Origin of the sequence: Micromonospora sp. NPDC048999 (genome assembly GCF_040649295.1) — a bacterium.
GTDB lineage: Bacteria > Actinomycetota > Actinomycetes > Mycobacteriales > Micromonosporaceae > Micromonospora.
Genome location: NZ_JBEZFI010000002.1, coordinates 408,947 through 427,452, shown reverse-complemented (window position 1 = coordinate 427,452; position 18,506 = coordinate 408,947). Strand labels below are relative to the sequence as shown.

Sequence of the window (18,506 nt, the reverse complement as noted above, 5' to 3'; positions counted from 1 at the left end):
GACTCAGGGCAGTAGCGCGGCGGCCAGCGGGTGCACCCTCTCCTCGATCTCGTCGGCCACCCGGGTGAAGCACTGGTCGCCCCGGCCCCACGGATCGTCGAGATCGTCGGAGGGCAGCGACGCGACGCCCTGCCGGGCCGCGTCCACCGCGGCCACCAGGGCCACGCCCCGGGCGTACACCGCCGCCGGAGTGGCCTCGACCGGTGGCAGCCCGGACCGGTCCACCCCGCCCAGCAGCCGGCCGAACTCGCCGAGCACGAACGTGCGGGCGGCGGCGTCCGGCCGCAGCGCCACCACGTACTCCTGCTGGTCGGCGGTGGCGGTGAGGACCAGATCGGCGGCGTCGATGAGGTCGGAGCGCAGTTTGCGGGCGGCGAAGCCCGCCACGTCACCGCCGCGCGAGACGACCTGCCGGGCGGCCGGCGGGTTCATCTCCTCGCCGGCGTGCCAGCCGCCGGTACCGGCGCTGTGGCTGTGCACCAGCTCGTCGACGGCGGCCGGGTCGACGCCGAGGCGGCGCAGCCGCTCCCGGACGGCGAGCGCCAGCAGGCGCTCGGCCATCGGCGACCGGCAGATGTTGCCCATGCAGACGTGCAGGACGGTGAACGGCGGCACTCAGACCCCCCGCTCGTCGAGGATGTCCGGCACCACGTCGCGCAGCTTGTCCAGCGACACGGCACCCTGGCGCAGCACCCGGGGCACCTCACCGGTCAGGTCGACGATGGTGCTGGGCAGCGGATCCAGCGCCGGCCCGGCCTCCAGGTAGGCGCGGACGCCGTAGCCGAGCTGCTCGCGCGCCTCCTCGGCGGTGAGCGCGGCCGGCTGCCCGACCTTGTTGGCCGAGGCCACCGCCATCGGGCCGGTCTCCCGCAGCACCTCCAGCGCCACCGGGTGCAACGGCATCCGCACCGCCACCGTGCCGCCGGTGTCGCCCAGGTCCCACGCGAGGCTCGGCGAGTGCTCCACCACGATGGTCAGCGCGCCCGGCCAGAACGCCTCGACCAGGTCGCGGGCCGCGCGGGGCAGCGAGAAGACCAGGCCGTCAAGGGTGTGCCGGGATCCGATCAACACCGGGGGCGGCTGCTGGGAACCCTTGGCGTCCGCGAGGGCCCGCACCGCGTACGAGGTGAAGGCGTCGGCGCCGATGCCGTAGACCGTGTCGGTCGGCAGGACGACGAGCTCCCCGTTCTTGACCGCCTCGATGGCAGCGGCGATGCCGCGGTCCCGGTCGGCAGTCGACCGACAGTCGTAGAGCATCACGAGGAGCCAGTCTGCCACGCCGGGTCGGACTCGGCGTGCTGGCCGTCCGCCCGTCGGGACGCGGTGGCGACCCGGGGACGCCCGACCAGGTCGTGGTGCTCCTCGACCCGCTCGTACCGGCCGTCGCCGGCGAGCAGCGCGGGCACCGCCGCGCCGTGGGTGTCGTCGTGCTCGACACCGAACGCGCCACCGGGCCGCAGCAGCACGGCGGCCCGGGCGACCACCGGCCGGACCACGTCCAGCCCGTCCGCGCCACCGAAGACCGCCTCGTCCGGGTCGTACCCGGCCACCTCGGGCGACACGGCCACCGACCGCGGCACGTACGGCGGGTTGCAGAGCAGCACGTCGACCCGGCCGACCAGGTCGGCGAGGAGCTGCGGGTCGGTGACGTCGGCCGCCACCACCTCCACCGGGGTGTCCCCCGCGGCGGCCCGGTCCGCGGCGTTGCGGCGCAGCCAGGTCAACGCCGCCGGGGAGCGTTCCACCGCCACCACCCGGGCCTCGGGCAGCTCCTGGGCCACCGCCAGAGCGATCGCGCCGGAGCCGCTGCAGAGGTCCACCACCAGCGGGGACCTCTGCCGCCGCCCCTGCTCGACACCCCAGCCGGCGAGCAGCTCGGTCTCCGGACGGGGCACGAACACCCCCGGGCCGACCGCCAGCTCCAGGTGCCGGAAACCGGCGACGCCGGTGAGGTGCTGGAGGGGTTCCCGGGCCACTCGCCGAGCCACCAACGCGTCCAGGCGGTCGCGCTGCTCCGGGGTGAACCCGTCGGCCAGCGCCAGCCGGCCGCGCGGCACGTCCAGCACGTACGCGGCGAGCTGCTCGGCCTCCGCGCGCGACGCCTCGATTCCGGCCACGGCCAGGGCCCGGGCCGCCCGGGCGACCGCCAGTGACGGACGCTCGCGTTCTGTCCCTTCGGACGGGTGTTGCGGGATGGAGGTCACGACATAATCATGATGCGTCACGGGCCGCCGCACGAGCGGGGTGCGCCCGGACGCCATTGACAGGAGGTCCGAGTGGGCTGGCTCGACCGGGTCGACGACCAGGTTGACGCCCTCCGGCGCGCACGGGCGTTGCAGGAGGTGAGCCGCTCGGCGGAGGCCTGTGCCCTCCTCGACCGGGTGATCCGCACCACCACCGACCCGTACGCGCGAGCCGACGCGCTGGTCCAGCGCCTGTCCGCATTGATCAATCTCGGTCGGACGGCCGAGTTCACCCGCGCCATCGAGGAGGCGTCCGCCGCCGTCCGTGACCTGGCCGAGCCGTATCTGCACGGGCACCTCAACGCCCTGGCGGCGCTCGCCGCGCACCATCAGGGGGCGCTGGACCGCTGCGTGACCCATCTGGTGAAGGCGGCCCGGGCGCTGACCGCCGACGACGACCCGGACCGGGACACCGCCTGGGGCTGGCACGACCTGGCGATGGCCTACTCCTACCTCAGCTTCCACGGCCACGCGCTCGGCGCGATCGAGCGGGCCCGCCAGGTGGGGCTCACCGCCGGCATCCCGGAGGAGACCTTCGCCGCCCCCGGCATCCGGCTGCGCAACGCGGTCGCACTGGACCACCACGGCGACAGCGACGGGTGCCTGCGGGTGCTGCGCGACGTGGCCGGCGACTTCAGCCGCTTCCTCCGGCAGGGGCGGGCCGGCAACATCCGGCCGAGCAGCCTGGCCGCGTACGGATACGCCGCCGCGCGGCGGGCCGCGCTCGGTGACCGGGTGGAGTCCGGCGGCGACGAGGATCCCGCCCGGTTGCTCGGCCACGGCGGGGACAGCGCCCGCGCCCGCGACCTGCGCCAGCTCGGCCAGGTATGCCTGGCCGTCGCCGACGGCCGGCCGATCGAGGCGGTGGCCCGGCTGGACACCACCCGGGTCTCCAACGAGACGCTGGGCGCGGCCGAGCCGCCCCGGCTGTGCAGCATCGCGCTCACCCGGGCCGGTGACCACGCCGGCGCGCACCAGGCCGACCGGCACGCGTTCCGGCTGGCGGCGCAGCGCAGCGACCGACTGCGGGACGTCTACATCGACGGCATCGCCGCTCGGATCGACCACGAGGAGATGCGCCGCGAGGCCGCCCGCTACGAGGGCGAGGCGCTCACCGACCCGCTGACCGGGCTGCCCAACCGGCGCCGGTTGGAGCGCTACATCGGGGCGGTGGTGGCCCGGGGCGAGCGGGTGGTGATCGGCGTCTGCGACCTGGACGGCTTCAAGGCGGTGAACACCCGGCACGGCCACCACTCCGGCGACCTGGTGCTGCAACGCATCGCCGGGGTGATCAACCGGGTCATGCGGCGGGGTGACTTCGTGTCCCGCTACGGCGGTGACGAGTTCGTGGTGGTGCTGCCCGAGACGGAGATGGCCGAGGCGGCCGAGGTGGCCCGCCGGATCCAGGCCGCCGTACGCACCGAAGACTGGGAGACCCTGGTCCCCGGCACCCCGGTCGGGGTGAGCATCGGCTTCGCCGAGGTCACCGGCGGCTCCGGGGTGAGCATCCGGGAGGCGCTGGGCACCGCGTTCGAGCTCGCCGACCGGGAGATGCTCCGCGCCAAGGACCGCCTCCGCGCCTCCTGACGTCGCTGCCACCCCGCCGGGTCAGCGGCGGGACAGCTCCGTCTCGCCGGCCAGGCGGGCGGCGCGGTCGGCCTCGGTGAGGGCGCCCAGGACCCCGTCCAGCTCACCGGCCAGGGCCAGGTCCAGGTTGTACGCGGTGTAGCCGATCCGGTGGTCGGTGATCCGGTTCTGCGGGAAGTTGTACGTGCGGATCCGCTCCGACCGGTCCACCGTGCGGACCTGCGCCTTGCGGGCGTCCGAGGCGGCCGCGTCGGCCTGCTCCTGGGCGGCGGCCAGCAGCCGGGCGCGCAGGATTCGCATGGCCTGCTCCCGGTTCTGCAGCTGCGACTTCTCGTTCTGGCAGGAGACCACGATCCCGGTCGGCAGGTGGGTGATCCGGACCGCCGAGTCGGTGGTGTTGACCGACTGTCCGCCGGGCCCGGACGAGCGGAACACGTCGATCCGCAGCTCGTTCGGGTCGATGGTGACATCGACGTCCTCGGCCTCCGGCAGCACCAGCACGCCGGCCGCGCTGGTGTGGATCCGGCCCTGCGACTCGGTGACCGGGACGCGCTGCACCCGGTGCACGCCGCCCTCCCACTTGAGCCGGGACCAGACCCCGTTGCCGCCCTCCGGCACGCCCTTGCTCTTGATCGCCAGGGAGACGTCCTTGACCCCGCCGAGGTCGGACTCCTGCGAGTCGATCACCTCGGTGGTCCAGCCGTGCCGCTCGGCGTACCGGGTGTACATCCGGAGCAGGTCACCGGCGAAGAGCGCCGACTCCTCGCCGCCCTCGCCGGCCTTGATCTCGACGATGACGTCCTTGGCGTCGTGCGGGTCGCGCGGGATCAGCAGCTCCGCCAGCCGCCCCTCCAGCGCCGGCAGGGACGCGGCGATCGCCTCCGCCTCGGCGGCAAACGCCGGGTCCTCGGCGGCCAGCTCACGGGCGGCGGCCAGGTCGGCCCGGGCCTGCTCCAGCTCGCCAGCGGCCTTGTGCAGCGGGACCAGCTCCGCGAAGCGCCGGCCGACCCGGCGGGCGGTGCCCTGGTCGGCGTGGATGGCGGGGTCGGCCAGCCGCTTCTCCAATTCGGCGTACTCGTCGAGGAGGGTGGCCAGGCGCTCACTGCTCATGCTGCGGGTGCTCCTTCGACGGCGACGAAACCAGACGGCAGGCGGGGCTAACTAGGCGGAAACGGACGAACGCCCGCGCCCGGCGTGAGCCGGACACGGGCGTCGTCGGAGCAGCTACTTGGCCTTCTTGGCCTGAACCTTGGCGTACTTCTGCTGGAACTTCGCGACCCGACCGGCGGTGTCGAGGACGCGCTGCTTGCCGGTGTAGAACGGGTGGCAGGCGCTGCAGGTCTCGACGCTGATCTGACCGCCCTTGGCGGTGCTGCGGGTCGCGAAGGTGTTACCGCAGGAGCAGCGGACCTCGGTGGTCACGTACTCCGGGTGGATGTTGGGCTTCATGTCGCCTCGGTCCTTTCTTGGGTGGTCGCCGGGTCGCCGTCAGGTGCCCCGTCGTTCGCGACGGGCTCGGGCGTGAACCGGAACCGGTGGCCGATTGACCAGTGTGCCATGCCCGCGCGCCGACCCGACGAGCGGGCCGTACAGCGGGTCCGACAGGCGCAACGCTCGCCATCCACGTACGCATTCCCGCGCGGCTCGCGGGCATTCGTCAACCGGTGCCGGGATGGGCCGGGACGAACGGGAGGTACGGGATGTTCTGCTTGATCGCGACCCGTGGGCTGCCCGCCTCCGGCAAGACCACCTTCGCCCGCCGGCTCCAGCCCGACGTGGTCCGGGTCAACCGGGACGACCTACGCCGGATGATGCACGGCGAGCGGCTCTTCACCCAGTGGGCCGAGGGACAGGTCACCAAGGTCCAACGGGCGCAGGTGACGGCGCTGCTGGCGGCCCGGGTGAGCGTCTGCGTGGACGACACCAACCTGCGCTCCCGCACCCTGCGCGACTGGGCGGAACTCGCCGAGCGGTTCGGCGCCGCGTTCGAGGTGCACGACTTCACCGACGTCCCGCTGGAGGAGTGCCTGCGCCGGGACGCCGCCCGGCCGGAGGTGGACCGGGTCGGCGAGGCGGCGATCCGCCGGCTGCACGAGCGCTACCTGGCCAACCGTCCGCTGCCGCTGCCGGTCCCGACCGTGCGGACCGGCGGACCGGCCCGGATCCACGAGGCGCGGACCGAGCGGCCGGACATCGTGCTGGTCGACATCGACGGCACGGTCGCGCTGAACGTGTCGCGCAGCCCGTACGACATGACCCGGGTCGGGGAGGACGTGCCGAACGAGGCGGTGATCGCGGCGGTCCGGGCGATGCACGCGGCCGGGCACGGGGTGGTCTTCTGCTCGGGCCGGGACGCCTCGGCCCGGATCGACACCGTGGCCTGGTTGGACCGGCACGTCAAGGTCCCCTACCTGGCGCTGCACCTGCGGGCGGTCGGCGACCACCGCAAGGACGCCGTGGTCAAGCAGGAGATCTACGAACGGGAGATCCGGGACCGGTACCGGGTGGTCGGCGTCTTCGACGACCGGCAGCAGGTGGTCCGCATGTGGCGTTCCCTCGGCCTCACCGTCTTCCAAGTGGCCGACGGCGACTTCTGAGTGAAAGAGGGGCACGACCCGAAGGCCGTGCCCCTCACCCATGTCGCTCCTATCGGGTCATTCGCCCGGCGTCGACTTCGCGATCTGCATCAGGAACTCGATGTTCGTGCGGGACTGCTTGAGCCGGTCCAGCAGGAGGTCGAGCGCCGCCTGCGAGTCCAGCGAGTGCAGCACCTTCCGGAGCTTGTGGACGATGGCCAACTCCTCCGGCGCGAGCAGGACCTCCTCCTTACGCGTACCGGAGGGGTTGATGTCGATCGCCGGGAAGACCCGCTTGTCGGCGATCTTCCGGTCCAGCTTCAGCTCCGCGTTACCGGTGCCCTTGAACTCTTCGAAGATGACCGTGTCCGCCATGGACCCGGTCTCCACCAGCGCGGTGGCGAGGATGGTCAGGGAGCCGCCATTCTCGATGTTGCGCGCCGCGCCCAGGAAGCGCTTCGGCGGGTAGAGCGCGGTGGAGTCGATACCACCCGACATGATCCGGCCGCTGGCCGGCGCCGCCAGGTTGTACGACCGACCGAGCCGGGTCACCGAGTCGAGCAGCACGACCACGTCGTGCCCCAACTCGACCAGGCGCTTCGCCCGCTCGATCGCCAGCTCCGCCACCGTCGTGTGGTCCTGCGGCGGACGGTCGAACGTGGCCGCGATGACCTCGCCCTTCACCGACCGCTGCATGTCGGTGACCTCTTCCGGCCGCTCGTCCACCAGCACCACCATCAGGTGGCACTCCGGGTTGTTGCGGGTGATCGCGTTCGCGATCGCCTGCAGCACCATCGTCTTACCCGCCTTCGGCGGCGAGACGATCAGCGCCCGCTGGCCCTTGCCGATCGGCATCACCAGGTCGATCACCCGGGTGGTCAGGATGTGCGGCTCGGTCTCCAGCCGCAGCCGCTCCTGCGGGTACAGCGGAGTGAGCTTGTAGAACTCCGGCCGGCGCTTCGCCTCGTCCGGCTCCATCCCGTTGATGGTGTCGAGCCGGACCAGCGGGTTGTACTTGTCGCGCCGCTGCTCGCCCTCGCGAGCGGCCCGCACGGCACCGGTGATCGCGTCACCGCGGCGCAGGCCGTACTTCTTGATCTGCGACATCGAGACGTACACGTCGTTCGGGCCGGCCAGGTAGCCGGTGGTCCGAACGAAGGCGTAGTTGTCGAGCACGTCGATGATGCCGGCGACCGGAACGAGCACGTCGTCCTCGCCGACCTGCGGCTCGCGGCCGCCGCCCTCGCTGCCCTCGACCCGCTCGCCGCGACCACGCCGGCGATCCCGGAACCGGCTGCGCCGGCCCCGCCGGCCGCCGCCCTCGCCGTCATCTTCCCCGTCGTGGTCGCGCTCGGCGCGCTGGTCACGCTCGGCCCGCTGATCACGCTCGGCCCGCTGACCGCGCTCGCCGCGCTCGGCACCACGCTCGCCACGCTCGCCGCGCTCAGCACCACGCTCGCCACGGTCGGCACCACGCTCGCCGCGCTCAGCACGCTCGGCACCGCGCTCGCCGCGCTCGGCACCACGCTCGGCCCGCTCGGCGCGCTCCCGGCCCCGGCCCTCGCCGCGCTCGGCCCGCTCGGCACCGCGCTCGGCCCGCTCGGCACCACGCTCGGCCCGCTCGGCACCACGCTCGGCCCGCTCGGCACCACGCTCGGGCCGCTCGCCGGCCTCGGCGGGGGCCTCCTCGGTACGCGTCTCAGCCGGCCGGGCTTCGGTCGCCGTGGCCGCAGCGGCGGCCCGGCCACGTCGGCTCCGGGTACGGCCCTCGGCCGGCTCGGCGGGCGCCTGCTCGGCGGGCCGGGTCTCGGCCCGCTCCTCGCGTGCCTCGGCTTCCCGGGCGGGCGTGGCCGCGGCCGCGACCTCGGCTCGTGGTCGAGGGGTCCCGGCGGCGGCGCCGCCCTGCCGCTCGGTGATCGCGGTGATCAGCTCGCCCTTACGCATGCGAGCCGTGCCGGAGATACCGAGCGACGCGGCCAGGCTCTGCAGCTCTGGCAGCAGCATCGCCGACAGGCCGGTACCGCTGCGCCGGCGGCGCGTGGGGGCGGCGGCGGTGGTGGCTTCGCCAGCGACGTTGGAAACATCCGACGTCACGTCGGTGGTGTCGCTCAATGGATTCCTTCCCTCGATAGGCCGGGACTGCCCGGAGTCGAAACGAGGTGGCCGGGCGGCCTCGGTGCACCCGCCTCGCTTGGACGCTTCGCGGGAGTCTGTGACACAGCAGCCGGTCGGTTTCCGACCCACCAGCGTCGGTGAGCAGGCCTTGCCGTCTGCGGCGACCTGCGGAAACTGCGGTACGGCGTAGGCCTTTGGCAGGGGTGACGGGCTGACCGCCGAGAGCTTCGGGGGTACGCCGCCCCGCAGGAAGATCGCATGCTTCGCGGCTGTGCTGAGTCTAGAGCGTAATCAACTCTTCCGACCTGCGGCAACAGGGTCCCGCTCGGCGTGTCCAAGTCTACCCCGGGCAACCCGGGCTCCGCTGACATCTATCGGCAACTCCCAGCGCTGCCAATCTGTTCCCTCGGGGAATCCCACGGGTACCTCGGTCAACGCCAGCACGGTGGGGCCCGCCCCACTGACCACGGCGGCCACACCAGCCTCACGCAGTGCGCCGACCAGGGCCGCCGTCCCCGGCATCCCCTCGGCCCGGTAGTCCTGATGCAGCCGGTCGACGGTGGCCGGCAGCAGCAGCGCCGGGTCGGCGGTCAGCGCGTGCACCAGCAGCGCCGCCCGACCGGCGGTCAGCGCCGCGTCGGCGTGCGGCACGGTGCCGGGCAACGCGGCCCGGGCGGTGGCGGTCAGGCCCCGCTCGCCGGGCACGAAGACGGTGGGGCGGACGGTCTCCGCGACGGCCAGCGAGACCGCGCGGGCCCCTGCGGGCTCCGTCCAGGCGACCGTGAAGCCGCCGAGCAGGCAGGGCGCGACGTTGTCCGGGTGGCCCTCGATCTCGGCGGCCAGCCGGAGTGCGGCGGCGTCGTCCAGTCGCGTCGCGCCGTCGTCGACCAGCGCGCGGGCCAGCAGCACCCCGGCGACGATGGCCGCCGAGGACGAACCGAGGCCCCGGGCCTGCGGAATCCGGTTGACGCACTCCACGGCCAGCCCGGGCGGCTGCGCACCGAGCACGTCGAAGGCGGCGCGCATGGACGTCACCACCAGGTGCCGGTCGTCCTCCGGCAACTCCCCGGCGCCCTCGCCGGTCACCGTCACCCGGACGCCTCCGGCGGTCACCTCGGCCGCCACGTCGTCGTACAGCCCCAGGGCCAACCCGAGCGCGTCGAAGCCGGGGCCAAGATTGGCGCTCGTGGCGGGCACCCGGACCCGCATCGGACCGGCGGCGAATGTCATCGGCACCGGCTCATGCTATGACCCGACACCGACAGCGCGCCGGTCCGCCCGCGGTAGGTGGGAACGGTGGGACCGGTCAGGGCGTACGGGTTGGCTCCGCCTGCGCCTCCGGCACCGGGTCGGTGAGCGAGAGCCGCCGGGTGGCGAGCCGCCAGCCCACCGCGTAGACGACGGTGACCAGGCCGCAGCCGGCCAGCACGGTCCGCTCGTTCACCTGGTCCACCAGCAGCGCCACCACGAGCTGGCTGACCGAGATGGCCAGCGTCGCCAGCATCATGTCGGTGGCGAACACCCGGCCCCGCAACCGGTCCGGCACCTCGCCCTGCAGGGCGTAGTTGGACAGCACCCAGTTGCTGCCGCCGCCGAGATGCGCCAGCAGGACCAGCACCAGCACCAGCGGGAACCAGCCCACCACCGACGCGCCGACGTAGGCCAGGCCGTAGAGGGACATGGACAGGGCGAGGCCGGTGAGCAGCCAGGCCCGGTTGGTGAGCACCCGTCTCATCAGGATCGGGCCGACCAGCGCGCCCGCGCCCCGGAAGGCGAAGAGCAGGCCGGTGCCGACGGAACCCGCCCCGTACACCGCGGCGAGCAACGGAAAGACGGTGAGCACACCGTTGCCGAGGCCGACCGCCGACTTGACGGTGACCAGTGCCAGCACCCGCGGCCGGTGCGCGATGTAGCGCAGCGCCTCGAGGATCGCCGGCCAGGTGCGCGGGGCCGCCACCTCCGGGTCGCGGGGCGCCTGCAACGGCCGGCGGATCCGCGCGGCGAGGCCGGCGGCCACGGCCAGACCGCCCGCCGCCACCCAGAAGCTGACGTACGGGCCGGCGACGGCGCCGAGCATGCCACCGAGCGACGCGCCGACGACGGTCATCGTGCCCCAGGCGGAGCCCGCGACGGCATTGCCGGCAGCCAGGTCCGCCGGGTCGAGCACATTGGGCAGGGCGGCCTGCGCCGCCGGCGAGTAGAACGCCTTCGCCACCGCCACGGCCCCGATCGACACCAGCGCGAGCCACGCCGTGCCGGCGCTCCCCACCCCGAGCAGCAGCAGGATGCCGGCCAGGGCGGCCAGGTTCGCCGCCATCATGATCTTCCGCCGGTCGACCCGGTCGGCGATGGTCCCGGCGTACGGCAGCAGCAGCGCCGTGATGCCGGTGTCCACGGCGAGCACCAGCCCGCCCCACACCCCGCTGCCGGTCAGCTCCTTCAAGAGCACCAGCAGCGGCACCATGACGAACCAGTCCGCGCCGAAGACCACCAGTTCGGCGAGGAAGAGATTGCGGAAGTCACGGTTGCGGACGACGACCGAGAGGGTGGGTGACACGTCGGAACCCTACCGGGCCGGGCACCCGACGATGGCGTGGCGCAGCCCGGGAGGCGGCCATAAACGACCCGGCGCCGGGCGACGCAGCCCGACGCCGGGCCACGCCACCCGGCGCGGGGCGGGTCAGTCGGTGGGCGGCAGGGGGGAGCGGCGGCTCTTCGGCAGGCGCAGCACCTCGAACTGGTCCGTACCGTCGAGGAGCGCGGCCGACGGGCCCGGCTGGACCGACGGCGCGGTGGCCTCGGCCGGAGAGGCACCGCCGCCGACGGTCACCGGCACCGGCTCCGAAGCCGGTGGCGCCACCGGTTCCGGCGTACCCCGGCGGCGGATCCGGCGCTCCCGCAGCGACTCCTTGGTGCGCTCCACCATCGTGTAGAGGGTCGGCACCAGGATCAGCGTCAGCAGCGTCGAGCTGATCAGGCCGCCGATCACCACGATCGCCAGCGGTCGGGAGATGAAGCCGCCCTGGCCGGTGAGCCCGAACGCCATCGGCAGCAGGGCGAACACGGTGGCGACCGCAGTCATCAGGATCGGCCGCAGCCGCCGGCGGCCACCCTCGACCACCGCCTCGGCGACGCCCATCCCCTGTGCCCGGTACTGGTTGATCAGGTCGAGCAGCACGATCGCGTTCGTCACCACGATGCCGACCAGCATGAGCACGCCGATCAGCGCCGGCACGCCCAGCGGCGTCCCGGTGGCCAGCAGCAGCGCGATCGCGCCGGTCGCCGCGAACGGTACGGAGATCAGCAGGATCAGCGCCTGGGTCAGGCTGCGGAACGTGCCGACCATGATCAGGAAGACGATCGCGATCGCGGCCAGCACGGCCAGCCCCAGGTCGGCGAAGGCGTCCTTCTGGTCGGCGCTCACGCCGCCGACGCTGAACGTCGCGCCCGGCACGTTCAGCGCGTCCAGCCGCTTCTGCAGCTCCTGAGTGGTGGTGCCGAGGTCCGAGCCGGTGGCCGTGCCGGTGACCGAGACGCTGCGCTCGCCGTCGATCCGGCTCACCTGCTGCGGGCCCTCGACCTGGTTGACCGCGGCGATGTCGCCCAGCTTGACCGGGCCCACCGGCATCGCCCGCAGCTCGTCCATGGTCAGCGGGGGCCGGGCCCCGGCGTTGAGCACCACGTTCTGCGCCGTGCCGTCCAGGGTGACCTGCCCCACCGGGGTCCCCCGGTACGCCTGCCCGACGAGCTGCCCAACGGCCGCCTCGGTGAGCCCGGCCTTCGCCGCGGCGACCCGGTCCACGGTCACCTCGACCCGGGGCACCCGGGTGGCGAGGCTGGTGGCGACGTCCTCGACGCCCGGCGTGCCGGCCACCGCGTTCCGGGCGGCCTCGGCGGCCCGGGTCAGCGTGTCCGGGTCGGCGGCCCGCACGACCACCTCGAGCTGGTTGCTGGAGCCACCTCTCTGCCCGGCGCCGAAGCTCAGCTCGCCCACCTCGGAGCCGAGCGCGTCGAACCCCGTACGCAGGCTCTGGCGGATTGCCGCGGCGTCGGTGTCGTTGTTGAGCGCGACCGAGAAGGAGGCGGTGTTGCCGCCACCCCCGCCCGCCCACGGATTGCTGCCACCACCGGCCGTGACCTGGTAGGTCTTCACCCCCGGCGTACGCCGGAGCACCTCCTCGACCCGGGCGGCGGCCTGGTCGGTGGCGGCCAGCCCGGTGCCCGCCGGCAGCTCCTGGCGGATGGTCAGGGTGTCCTGGCCGGAGTCGTCCAGGAAGTTGGTGTCCAGCTTCTGCGCCAGGCCGAACGTGCCGAGCAGCAGCAGCAGGCCCAGCCCCACGGTGGCCCAGCGGGTGCCCCGGGACCGGGTGGCGAAGCCGATGACCGGCAGGTACGTCCGCTGCAACCGGCTGCGCAGCTCCCGCTCCTCGGCGGCGCGCCGGGCCCCGGCCTCGTCCGCGCCACCGCGGCCCGGCTTGAGGAACCAGTACGCGAGCACCGGGATCACGGTCAGCGACACCAGCAGCGAGGCGAGCAGGGCCACCGTCACGGTGATCGCGAACGGCGCGAAGATCTGCCCGACGAAGCCGCCGACCAGCGCGATCGGCGCGAAGACGGCGACCGTGGTGAGCGTGGAGGCGGTGACCGCACCGGCCACCTCGCGGACCGCGCCGAGGATGGCGTCGCGCTGCGGTTCGCCGTACTCCAGGTGCCGCTTGATGTTCTCCAGCACCACGATGGAGTCGTCGACGACCCGGCCGACGGCGATGGTCAGCGCGCCGAGGGTGAGCAGGTTGAGCGAGTGACCGTCGGCCCAGAGCACGATCAGCGCGACCAGCACCGACAGCGGAATGGAGACCGCGGTGACCACGGTGGAGCGGATCGAGAGCAGGAAGACCAGGATCACCACGACCGCCATCAGCAGGCCGAGCAGGCCCTCGGTGGTCAGGCTCTCGATGGAGCGCTCGACGAACGGCGCCTGGTCGAAGACCACGGTCAGTTCCGCACCGGAGGCGACCTTCAGCGCGTCGAGCCGGTCCCGGATGTCATGCGAGATGCGAACCGCGTTGCCGTCCGGCGTGGCGGTGACGGAGATGCCCAGGCTGGGCTTGCCGTTGGTCCGGGTGAAGCCGGTGGCCGGGGAGAGCTGCTGCTCCACCTGGGCCACCTCGCCGAGGCGTACCGGGGCGGCGGGGGCGGTGGAGAGCACGATGTCGCGCAGCTCGTCCAGGGTCCGGATCGGGGTGCCCACCTGCACCGGGAGCGACCGGCCGTCGTCGGCCACCGCGCCCGCCGGCACCACGACACCGTTGGTCCGCAGCGCCTGGCCGATCGCGGTGGGGGCCAGCCGGGCCGCGGCCAGCTTCGCCGGGTCGGGGGTGATCAGCACGACCGGGTCGCGGGTGCCGGTCACCGCTACGGTGCGCACCCCGTCCAGGCCCTCAAGCTCGGGTACGACGGCGCGGCGCAGCTTCTCCGCCAGGGCCTGCTCGTCGTCGCCGCCGGCCGCGGCGACCACCACGACGGGCAGGTCGTCGGTGCTGCCGGCGATGACCTGCGGGTTGACCCCTTCGGGCAGCTGCCCGCCGATGCGGCTCAGCGCAGCCTGCATCTTGTTGACCACGTCGTCCAGGTTGGTGCCGAACGCGTACTGCACCTGGACGGTGGTGGAGCCCTCACGAGAGGTGGAGGTGACCTTCTCCAGCCCCGGAATGCCCTGGAGGCTGTTCTCGATCGGCTCGGTTACCTGGGACTCGACGATCTCCGGCGCGGCACCCGGATAGGCCGCCACGATGAACGCGGCGGGGAACTCCAGCGACGGCAGGAGCTGCTGCTTCAGCGACGGCACGGCGAACGCCCCGAACGCCGCGGTAACCAGCGCGATGAGGGCGACAAGCCCTCGGTTGGCGAGGCTGAATCTGGCAAGCAGCGACATCGGCGTGACTCACACTCCCGGATGAAGGGGTCGACGGGTGTCCACAGAGTCTCCCCCACCCGCTTCCCCGCCCCGCACCCACCCACCCCTCCGCCCCCAGCAGTTGATCATGAGGTCAGCGGCAGCGGGAGCGTTCCCACCCGCCGCCAACCTCATGATCAACGGGGGTGGGGGGTCAGGCCAGGTCTAGGGAGCGGGCGGCGGAGAGGGGGTCGTTGGCGATGGTCACCGGGGCGGGGGCGGTGGAGATGGCCCACTCGGGGTCCTTGAGGCCGTGACCGGTGACCGTGCAGACCACCGTGGCCCCGGCGGGCACCTGGCCGGCGTCGGCCTGCTGGAGGAGGCCGGCCACGCTGGCCGCGCTGCCCAGTTCGACGAAGACGCCCACCTCGCGGGCCAGCAGGCGGTACGCCGCCAGGATCTCCCGGTCGGTGACCGCCGCGATCAGACCGCCCGAAGCGTCCCGGGCGTCGATCGCCTTGGTCCAGCTCGCCGGGTTGCCGATCCGGATGGCCGTGGCGATGGTGGACGGCTCCAACACCGCCAGCCCGCTGACCAGGGGAGCCGCGCCGGCCGCCTGGAAGCCGTACATCTTCGGGGCCTTCGTGGCCCGGCCCGCGCGCAGGTCCTCGGAGTAGCCCATCCAGTACGCCGACACGTTGCCGGCGTTGCCGACCGGCAGGCAGTGGATGTCGGGGGCGTCCCCGAGCGCCTCAACGATCTCGAAGGCGGCGGTCTTCTGCCCGTGCAGCCGGTCGATGTTGACCGAGTTGACCAGGGCGACCGGGTAGTCCTGCGCGAGCTTGCCGGCGAGCGCCAGGCAGTCGTCGAAGTTGCCCTGCACCTGCAGCAGCTTGGCGCCGTGCACCAGCGCCTGGGCCAGTTTGCCCAGCGCGATCTTGCCCTGCGGCACCAGCACCGCGCAGGCGATCCCGGCGCGGGCCGCGTACGCGGCGGCGGAGGCGCTGGTGTTGCCGGTGGAGGCGCAGATGATCGCCTTGTCACCGGCCTCGACGGCCTTGGATACGGCGACCGTCATGCCCCGGTCCTTGAACGAACCGGTCGGGTTGGCCCCCTCCACCTTCAGCCACACGTCCGCGCCGAGCCGGGCGGAGAGCACCGGCGCCGGTAGCAGCGGGGTGTTCCCCTCGTGCAGCGTGATCACCGGGGTGGCCTCGGTCACCGGCAGCCGGTCCCGGTACGTCTCGATCAGGCCCCGCCACATGTCGCTCTCCTCGCCTTGACCGCCCCGCCTCACGTCAGGGCCCCTACCAGGATGGGCCGACCGCTCGGACCGGCCGCCGGCACGCTCTTTCTCAACCACCAGGCGGGACGCCCGGCTACGCCTCGCCCTCGACCCGCAGCACACTGGTCACCGAGCGGACGATAGCCAGCCCGCGCAGCTCCCGGACGGTGGCCGCGAGCGCGGCATCCGGCGCCACGTGGGTGACGATGACCAACTCGGCGTCCTCGCCCCGGCCGGCCGGGCCACCGTTCGCCGGGCCCTGCCGCACGGTGGCGATGGAGACCTCGTGCCGGGCGAAGACCCCGGCCACCGCCGCCAGCACGCCCGGCCGGTCGGCTACGTCCAGGCTGATGTGGTAACGGGTGAGCGCCTCCCCCATCGGTCGCACCGACAGGTCCGCGTACGCCGACTCGCTGGCCGCGTGCACCCCGGCGAGACGGTTGCGGGCCACCGCCACCACGTCACCGAGCACCGCGCTGGCGGTCGGCGCGCCACCCGCGCCCCGGCCGTAGAACATGAGCTGCCCGGCCGCCTCTGCCTCGACGAAGACCGCGTTGAACGCGTCGCCGACGCTGGCCAGGGGGTGGGTTCGCGGGATCATCGCCGGGTGCACCCGCACGCTGACCGTCTCGCGGCCCGTCGCGTCGACGCCCCGGGCGGCGATGCAGAGCAGCTTGATGGTGCAGCCCATCGCCTTGGCGCTGGCCACGTCGGCCGCAGTCACCTCGGTAATGCCCTCGCGGTACACGTCGGCGGCGGTGACCCGGGTGTGGAACGCCAGGGAGGCGAGGATGGCGGCCTTGGCGGCCGCGTCGAAGCCCTCCACGTCGGCCGTCGGGTCGGCCTCCGCGTATCCCAGCTCGGTGGCCTCCTCCAGGGCCTCGGCGAAGCCGGCACCGGTGGCGTCCATCGCGGAGAGGATGAAGTTGGTGGTGCCGTTGACGATGCCGGTGACCCGGTTGATCCGGTCGCCGTGCAGCGACTCGCGCAGCGGGCGCAGCAGTGGGATGGCCCCGGCGACGCTCGCCTCGTAGTAGAGGTCGGCGCCGCCCTCGGCGGCGGCGTCGTGCAGCGTCGCGCCGTCCTCGGCGAGCAGCGCCTTGTTGGCGGTGACCACGCTCTTGCCCGCGCGCAGCGCCTCGACCAGCCAGCCGCGGGCCGGCTCGATGCCGCCGACCACCTCCACCACGACGTCCACGTCGTCCCGCTTGATCAGCCCGAGCGGGTCGGTGGTGAACAGGGCCGGGTCGACCGGCAGGTCGCCGCGGTCGCGGCCGAGCCGGCGTACGGCGATCCCGGCGATCTCCAGCGGTGCGCCGATCCGGGCGGCGAGGTCGGCCGACTGCTCGTGCAGCAGCCGCACCACATCGCTGCCGACCGTGCCGCAGCCGAGCAGCGCCAAGCGAACGGGTGAGGTCATCCGACATCCAATGCGAGCAGGTCCGCTTCGGTCTCCCGGCGGACGATCAGCCGGGCCCGACCGTCGCGGACGGCGACGACCGGGGGCCGTGGGACGTGGTTGTAGTTGCTGGCCATGCTCCGGCAGTACGCCCCGGTGCCGGGCACCGCGACAAGATCTCCGGGCTGCACGTCAGCGGGCAGGAATTCATCCTTCACCACGATGTCCCCGGACTCACAATGCTTTCCCACCACGCGGGCGAGCAGCGGCTCCGCCGTCGAGGCCCGGTTGGCCACCGTCGCCGAGTACGACGCGTCGTAGAGCGCGGTGCGGATGTTGTCGCTCATCCCACCGTCGACGCTGACGTACGTCCGCAGGCCATCGACGTCTTTGACCGTGCCGACCTCGTAGAGGGTGAACACGGTGGGGCCGACGATGGCCCGCCCCGGCTCGATGGACAGGTGCGGCACGGCAAGCTTCTCGACGGCACACTCCCCGTCGACGATCTTGCGCAGCCGCTTGGCCAGCTCGTGCGGCGCGGCCGGGTCGTCCTGCGTGGTGTACGCGATGCCGAACCCACCGCCCAGGTCCAGCTCGGGCAGCTCCACCCCGCGCGCGTCGCGGATCTGCGCCTGCAGGCCGAGCACCCTGCGGGCGGAGACCTCGAAGCCGCTGGCGTCGAAGATCTGCGAGCCGATGTGCGAGTGCAGCCCGCGCAGCTCCAGCACGCCCTCGTCGAGGATCTTGAAGGCCGCCGCCGCGGCCGCCCCGCCGGCGAGGGAGAAGCCGAACTTCTGGTCCTCGTGCGCGGTGGCGATGAACTCGTGGGTGTGCGCCTCCACGCCGACGGTGACCCGGACCAGCACCCGGGGGCGGACCCCGCGCTCGCGGGCGAGCGCCGTGAGCCGGTCGATCTCGGCGAACGAGTCGACGATGATCCGGCCCACCCCGACGTCGACCGCCCGGGTCAGCTCGGCCACCGACTTGTTGTTGCCGTGGAAGCCGATCCGCGCAGGCTCCATCCCCGCCGACAGCGCGGTGGCCAGCTCGCCGCCGGTGCAGACGTCGAGGAACAGGCCCTCCTCGGCGATCATGCGAACCACCGCGCGGCAGAGGAACGCCTTGCCGGCGTAGTAGACGTCGGCGTCCGGGAAGGCGGCCCGGAACTCGCGGCAGCGGGCGCGCAGGTCGTCCTCGTCCAGCACGTACGCCGGGGTGCCGAACTCGGCGGCCAGGTCGCGGACGCCCAGGCCCGCGACCTCCAACGCGCCGTCGGCGGCGCGCGTCACGTGCCGCGGCCACAGCTGCGGCACCAGAGCGTTGACGTCGACCGGGGTACGCAGCCAGGCGGGCCCCCGGTGGCCGATCTCGCCGTGCAGAGCACCGGCCTCGTGCGCACGCATCG

Annotated in this window: 14 protein-coding genes; 2 read left to right on the top strand and 12 right to left on the bottom strand. The window is 73.3% G+C overall.

All coding sequences use genetic code 11. From position 1 onward, the window contains the following. Positions 1-3: 3 nt before the first annotated feature. Genes AB0C02_RS06410 through prmC form a run of 3 tightly spaced genes read right to left on the bottom strand, consistent with a single transcriptional unit; the run spans position 4 to position 2,204 of the window. The gene (locus tag AB0C02_RS06410; protein ID WP_357541764.1) at positions 4-615 is read right to left on the bottom strand and encodes a phosphotyrosine protein phosphatase; all 612 of its coding nucleotides are present in this window, start codon (positions 613-615) and stop codon (positions 4-6) included. Next, the gene (locus AB0C02_RS06405) at positions 616-1,257 is read right to left on the bottom strand and encodes an L-threonylcarbamoyladenylate synthase (RefSeq protein ID WP_357541842.1); all 642 of its coding nucleotides are present in this window, start codon (positions 1,255-1,257) and stop codon (positions 616-618) included. Next, on the bottom strand, positions 1,257-2,204 hold the full coding sequence (gene prmC / locus AB0C02_RS06400; protein WP_357541762.1) for a peptide chain release factor N(5)-glutamine methyltransferase: 948 nt from the start codon (positions 2,202-2,204) through the stop codon (positions 1,257-1,259). Before prmC ends, AB0C02_RS06405 begins: the two co-directional genes overlap by 1 nt. Before the next feature lie 72 nt (positions 2,205-2,276). On the opposite strand from prmC, the gene AB0C02_RS06395 reads away from it, so the two are divergent. Then, positions 2,277-3,830, top strand: a complete 1,554-nt coding sequence (locus AB0C02_RS06395; protein ID WP_357541760.1) for a GGDEF domain-containing protein — start codon at positions 2,277-2,279, stop codon at positions 3,828-3,830. A 21-nt stretch (positions 3,831-3,851) separates the two neighbouring features. On the opposite strand, the gene prfA is transcribed toward AB0C02_RS06395, so the two are convergent. Beyond that, a complete protein-coding gene (gene prfA / locus AB0C02_RS06390; protein ID WP_357541758.1) occupies positions 3,852-4,940 on the bottom strand; it encodes a peptide chain release factor 1 in 1,089 nt (362 codons plus the stop codon). Positions 4,941-5,054: 114 nt separating this feature from the next. Then, on the bottom strand, positions 5,055-5,279 hold the full coding sequence (gene rpmE / locus AB0C02_RS06385; RefSeq protein ID WP_357541756.1) for a 50S ribosomal protein L31: 225 nt from the start codon (positions 5,277-5,279) through the stop codon (positions 5,055-5,057). A 251-nt stretch (positions 5,280-5,530) separates the two neighbouring features. Here rpmE and AB0C02_RS06380 point away from each other — a divergent pair, with 251 nt between their 5' ends. Beyond that, on the top strand, positions 5,531-6,427 hold the full coding sequence (locus tag AB0C02_RS06380) for an AAA family ATPase (RefSeq protein WP_357541754.1): 897 nt from the start codon (positions 5,531-5,533) through the stop codon (positions 6,425-6,427). A 57-nt stretch (positions 6,428-6,484) separates the two neighbouring features. On the opposite strand, the gene rho is transcribed toward AB0C02_RS06380, so the two are convergent. The 7 genes from rho to lysA form a co-directional block, all read right to left on the bottom strand. Continuing rightward, positions 6,485-8,518 (bottom strand): transcription termination factor Rho, encoded by a 2,034-nt coding sequence (gene rho / locus AB0C02_RS06375; protein WP_357541752.1) that lies wholly within the window; start codon positions 8,516-8,518, stop codon positions 6,485-6,487. Between the two features lie 294 nt (positions 8,519-8,812). Next, positions 8,813-9,751, bottom strand: coding sequence for a homoserine kinase (gene thrB / locus AB0C02_RS06370; RefSeq protein ID WP_357541840.1), 939 nt, complete (start codon positions 9,749-9,751; stop codon positions 8,813-8,815). A 76-nt stretch (positions 9,752-9,827) separates the two neighbouring features. Continuing rightward, on the bottom strand, positions 9,828-11,078 hold the full coding sequence (locus tag AB0C02_RS06365; protein ID WP_357541750.1) for an MFS transporter: 1,251 nt from the start codon (positions 11,076-11,078) through the stop codon (positions 9,828-9,830). 123 nt (positions 11,079-11,201) lie between these two features. Continuing rightward, a complete protein-coding gene (locus AB0C02_RS06360; RefSeq protein ID WP_357541748.1) occupies positions 11,202-14,456 on the bottom strand; it encodes an efflux RND transporter permease subunit in 3,255 nt (1,084 codons plus the stop codon). Positions 14,457-14,631: 175 nt separating this feature from the next. After that, positions 14,632-15,681: a threonine synthase gene (gene thrC / locus AB0C02_RS06355; RefSeq protein WP_357541745.1), complete on the bottom strand. Its 1,050-nt coding sequence runs from the start codon at positions 15,679-15,681 to the stop codon at positions 14,632-14,634. A gap of 115 nt (positions 15,682-15,796) precedes the next feature. Beyond that, the gene (locus tag AB0C02_RS06350) at positions 15,797-17,122 is read right to left on the bottom strand and encodes a homoserine dehydrogenase (RefSeq protein ID WP_357541743.1); all 1,326 of its coding nucleotides are present in this window, start codon (positions 17,120-17,122) and stop codon (positions 15,797-15,799) included. Continuing rightward, positions 17,119-18,504, bottom strand: coding sequence for a diaminopimelate decarboxylase (gene lysA, locus AB0C02_RS06345; RefSeq protein WP_357541741.1), 1,386 nt, complete (start codon positions 18,502-18,504; stop codon positions 17,119-17,121). The genes AB0C02_RS06350 and lysA overlap by 4 nt, the downstream gene beginning before the upstream one ends. Positions 18,505-18,506 lie beyond the last annotated feature (2 nt).

What these genes read in the sequence shown, in the direction of transcription:
- thrB (WP_357541840.1), bottom strand. Translation starts at nt 9,751, where the DNA reads ATGACATTCGCCGCCGGTCCGATGCGGGTCCGGGTGCCCGCCACGAGC.
- AB0C02_RS06360 (WP_357541748.1), bottom strand. Translation starts at nt 14,456, where the DNA reads ATGTCGCTGCTTGCCAGATTCAGCCTCGCCAACCGAGGGCTTGTCGCC.
- rpmE (WP_357541756.1), bottom strand. Translation starts at nt 5,279, where the DNA reads ATGAAGCCCAACATCCACCCGGAGTACGTGACCACCGAGGTCCGCTGC.
- AB0C02_RS06405 (WP_357541842.1), bottom strand. Translation starts at nt 1,257, where the DNA reads ATGCTCTACGACTGTCGGTCGACTGCCGACCGGGACCGCGGCATCGCC.
- prfA (WP_357541758.1), bottom strand. Translation starts at nt 4,940, where the DNA reads ATGAGCAGTGAGCGCCTGGCCACCCTCCTCGACGAGTACGCCGAATTG.
- thrC (WP_357541745.1), bottom strand. Translation starts at nt 15,681, where the DNA reads ATGTGGCGGGGCCTGATCGAGACGTACCGGGACCGGCTGCCGGTGACC.
- lysA (WP_357541741.1), bottom strand. Translation starts at nt 18,504, where the DNA reads ATGCGTGCGCACGAGGCCGGTGCTCTGCACGGCGAGATCGGCCACCGG.
- AB0C02_RS06380 (WP_357541754.1), top strand. Translation starts at nt 5,531, where the DNA reads ATGTTCTGCTTGATCGCGACCCGTGGGCTGCCCGCCTCCGGCAAGACC.
- AB0C02_RS06350 (WP_357541743.1), bottom strand. Translation starts at nt 17,122, where the DNA reads ATGACCTCACCCGTTCGCTTGGCGCTGCTCGGCTGCGGCACGGTCGGC.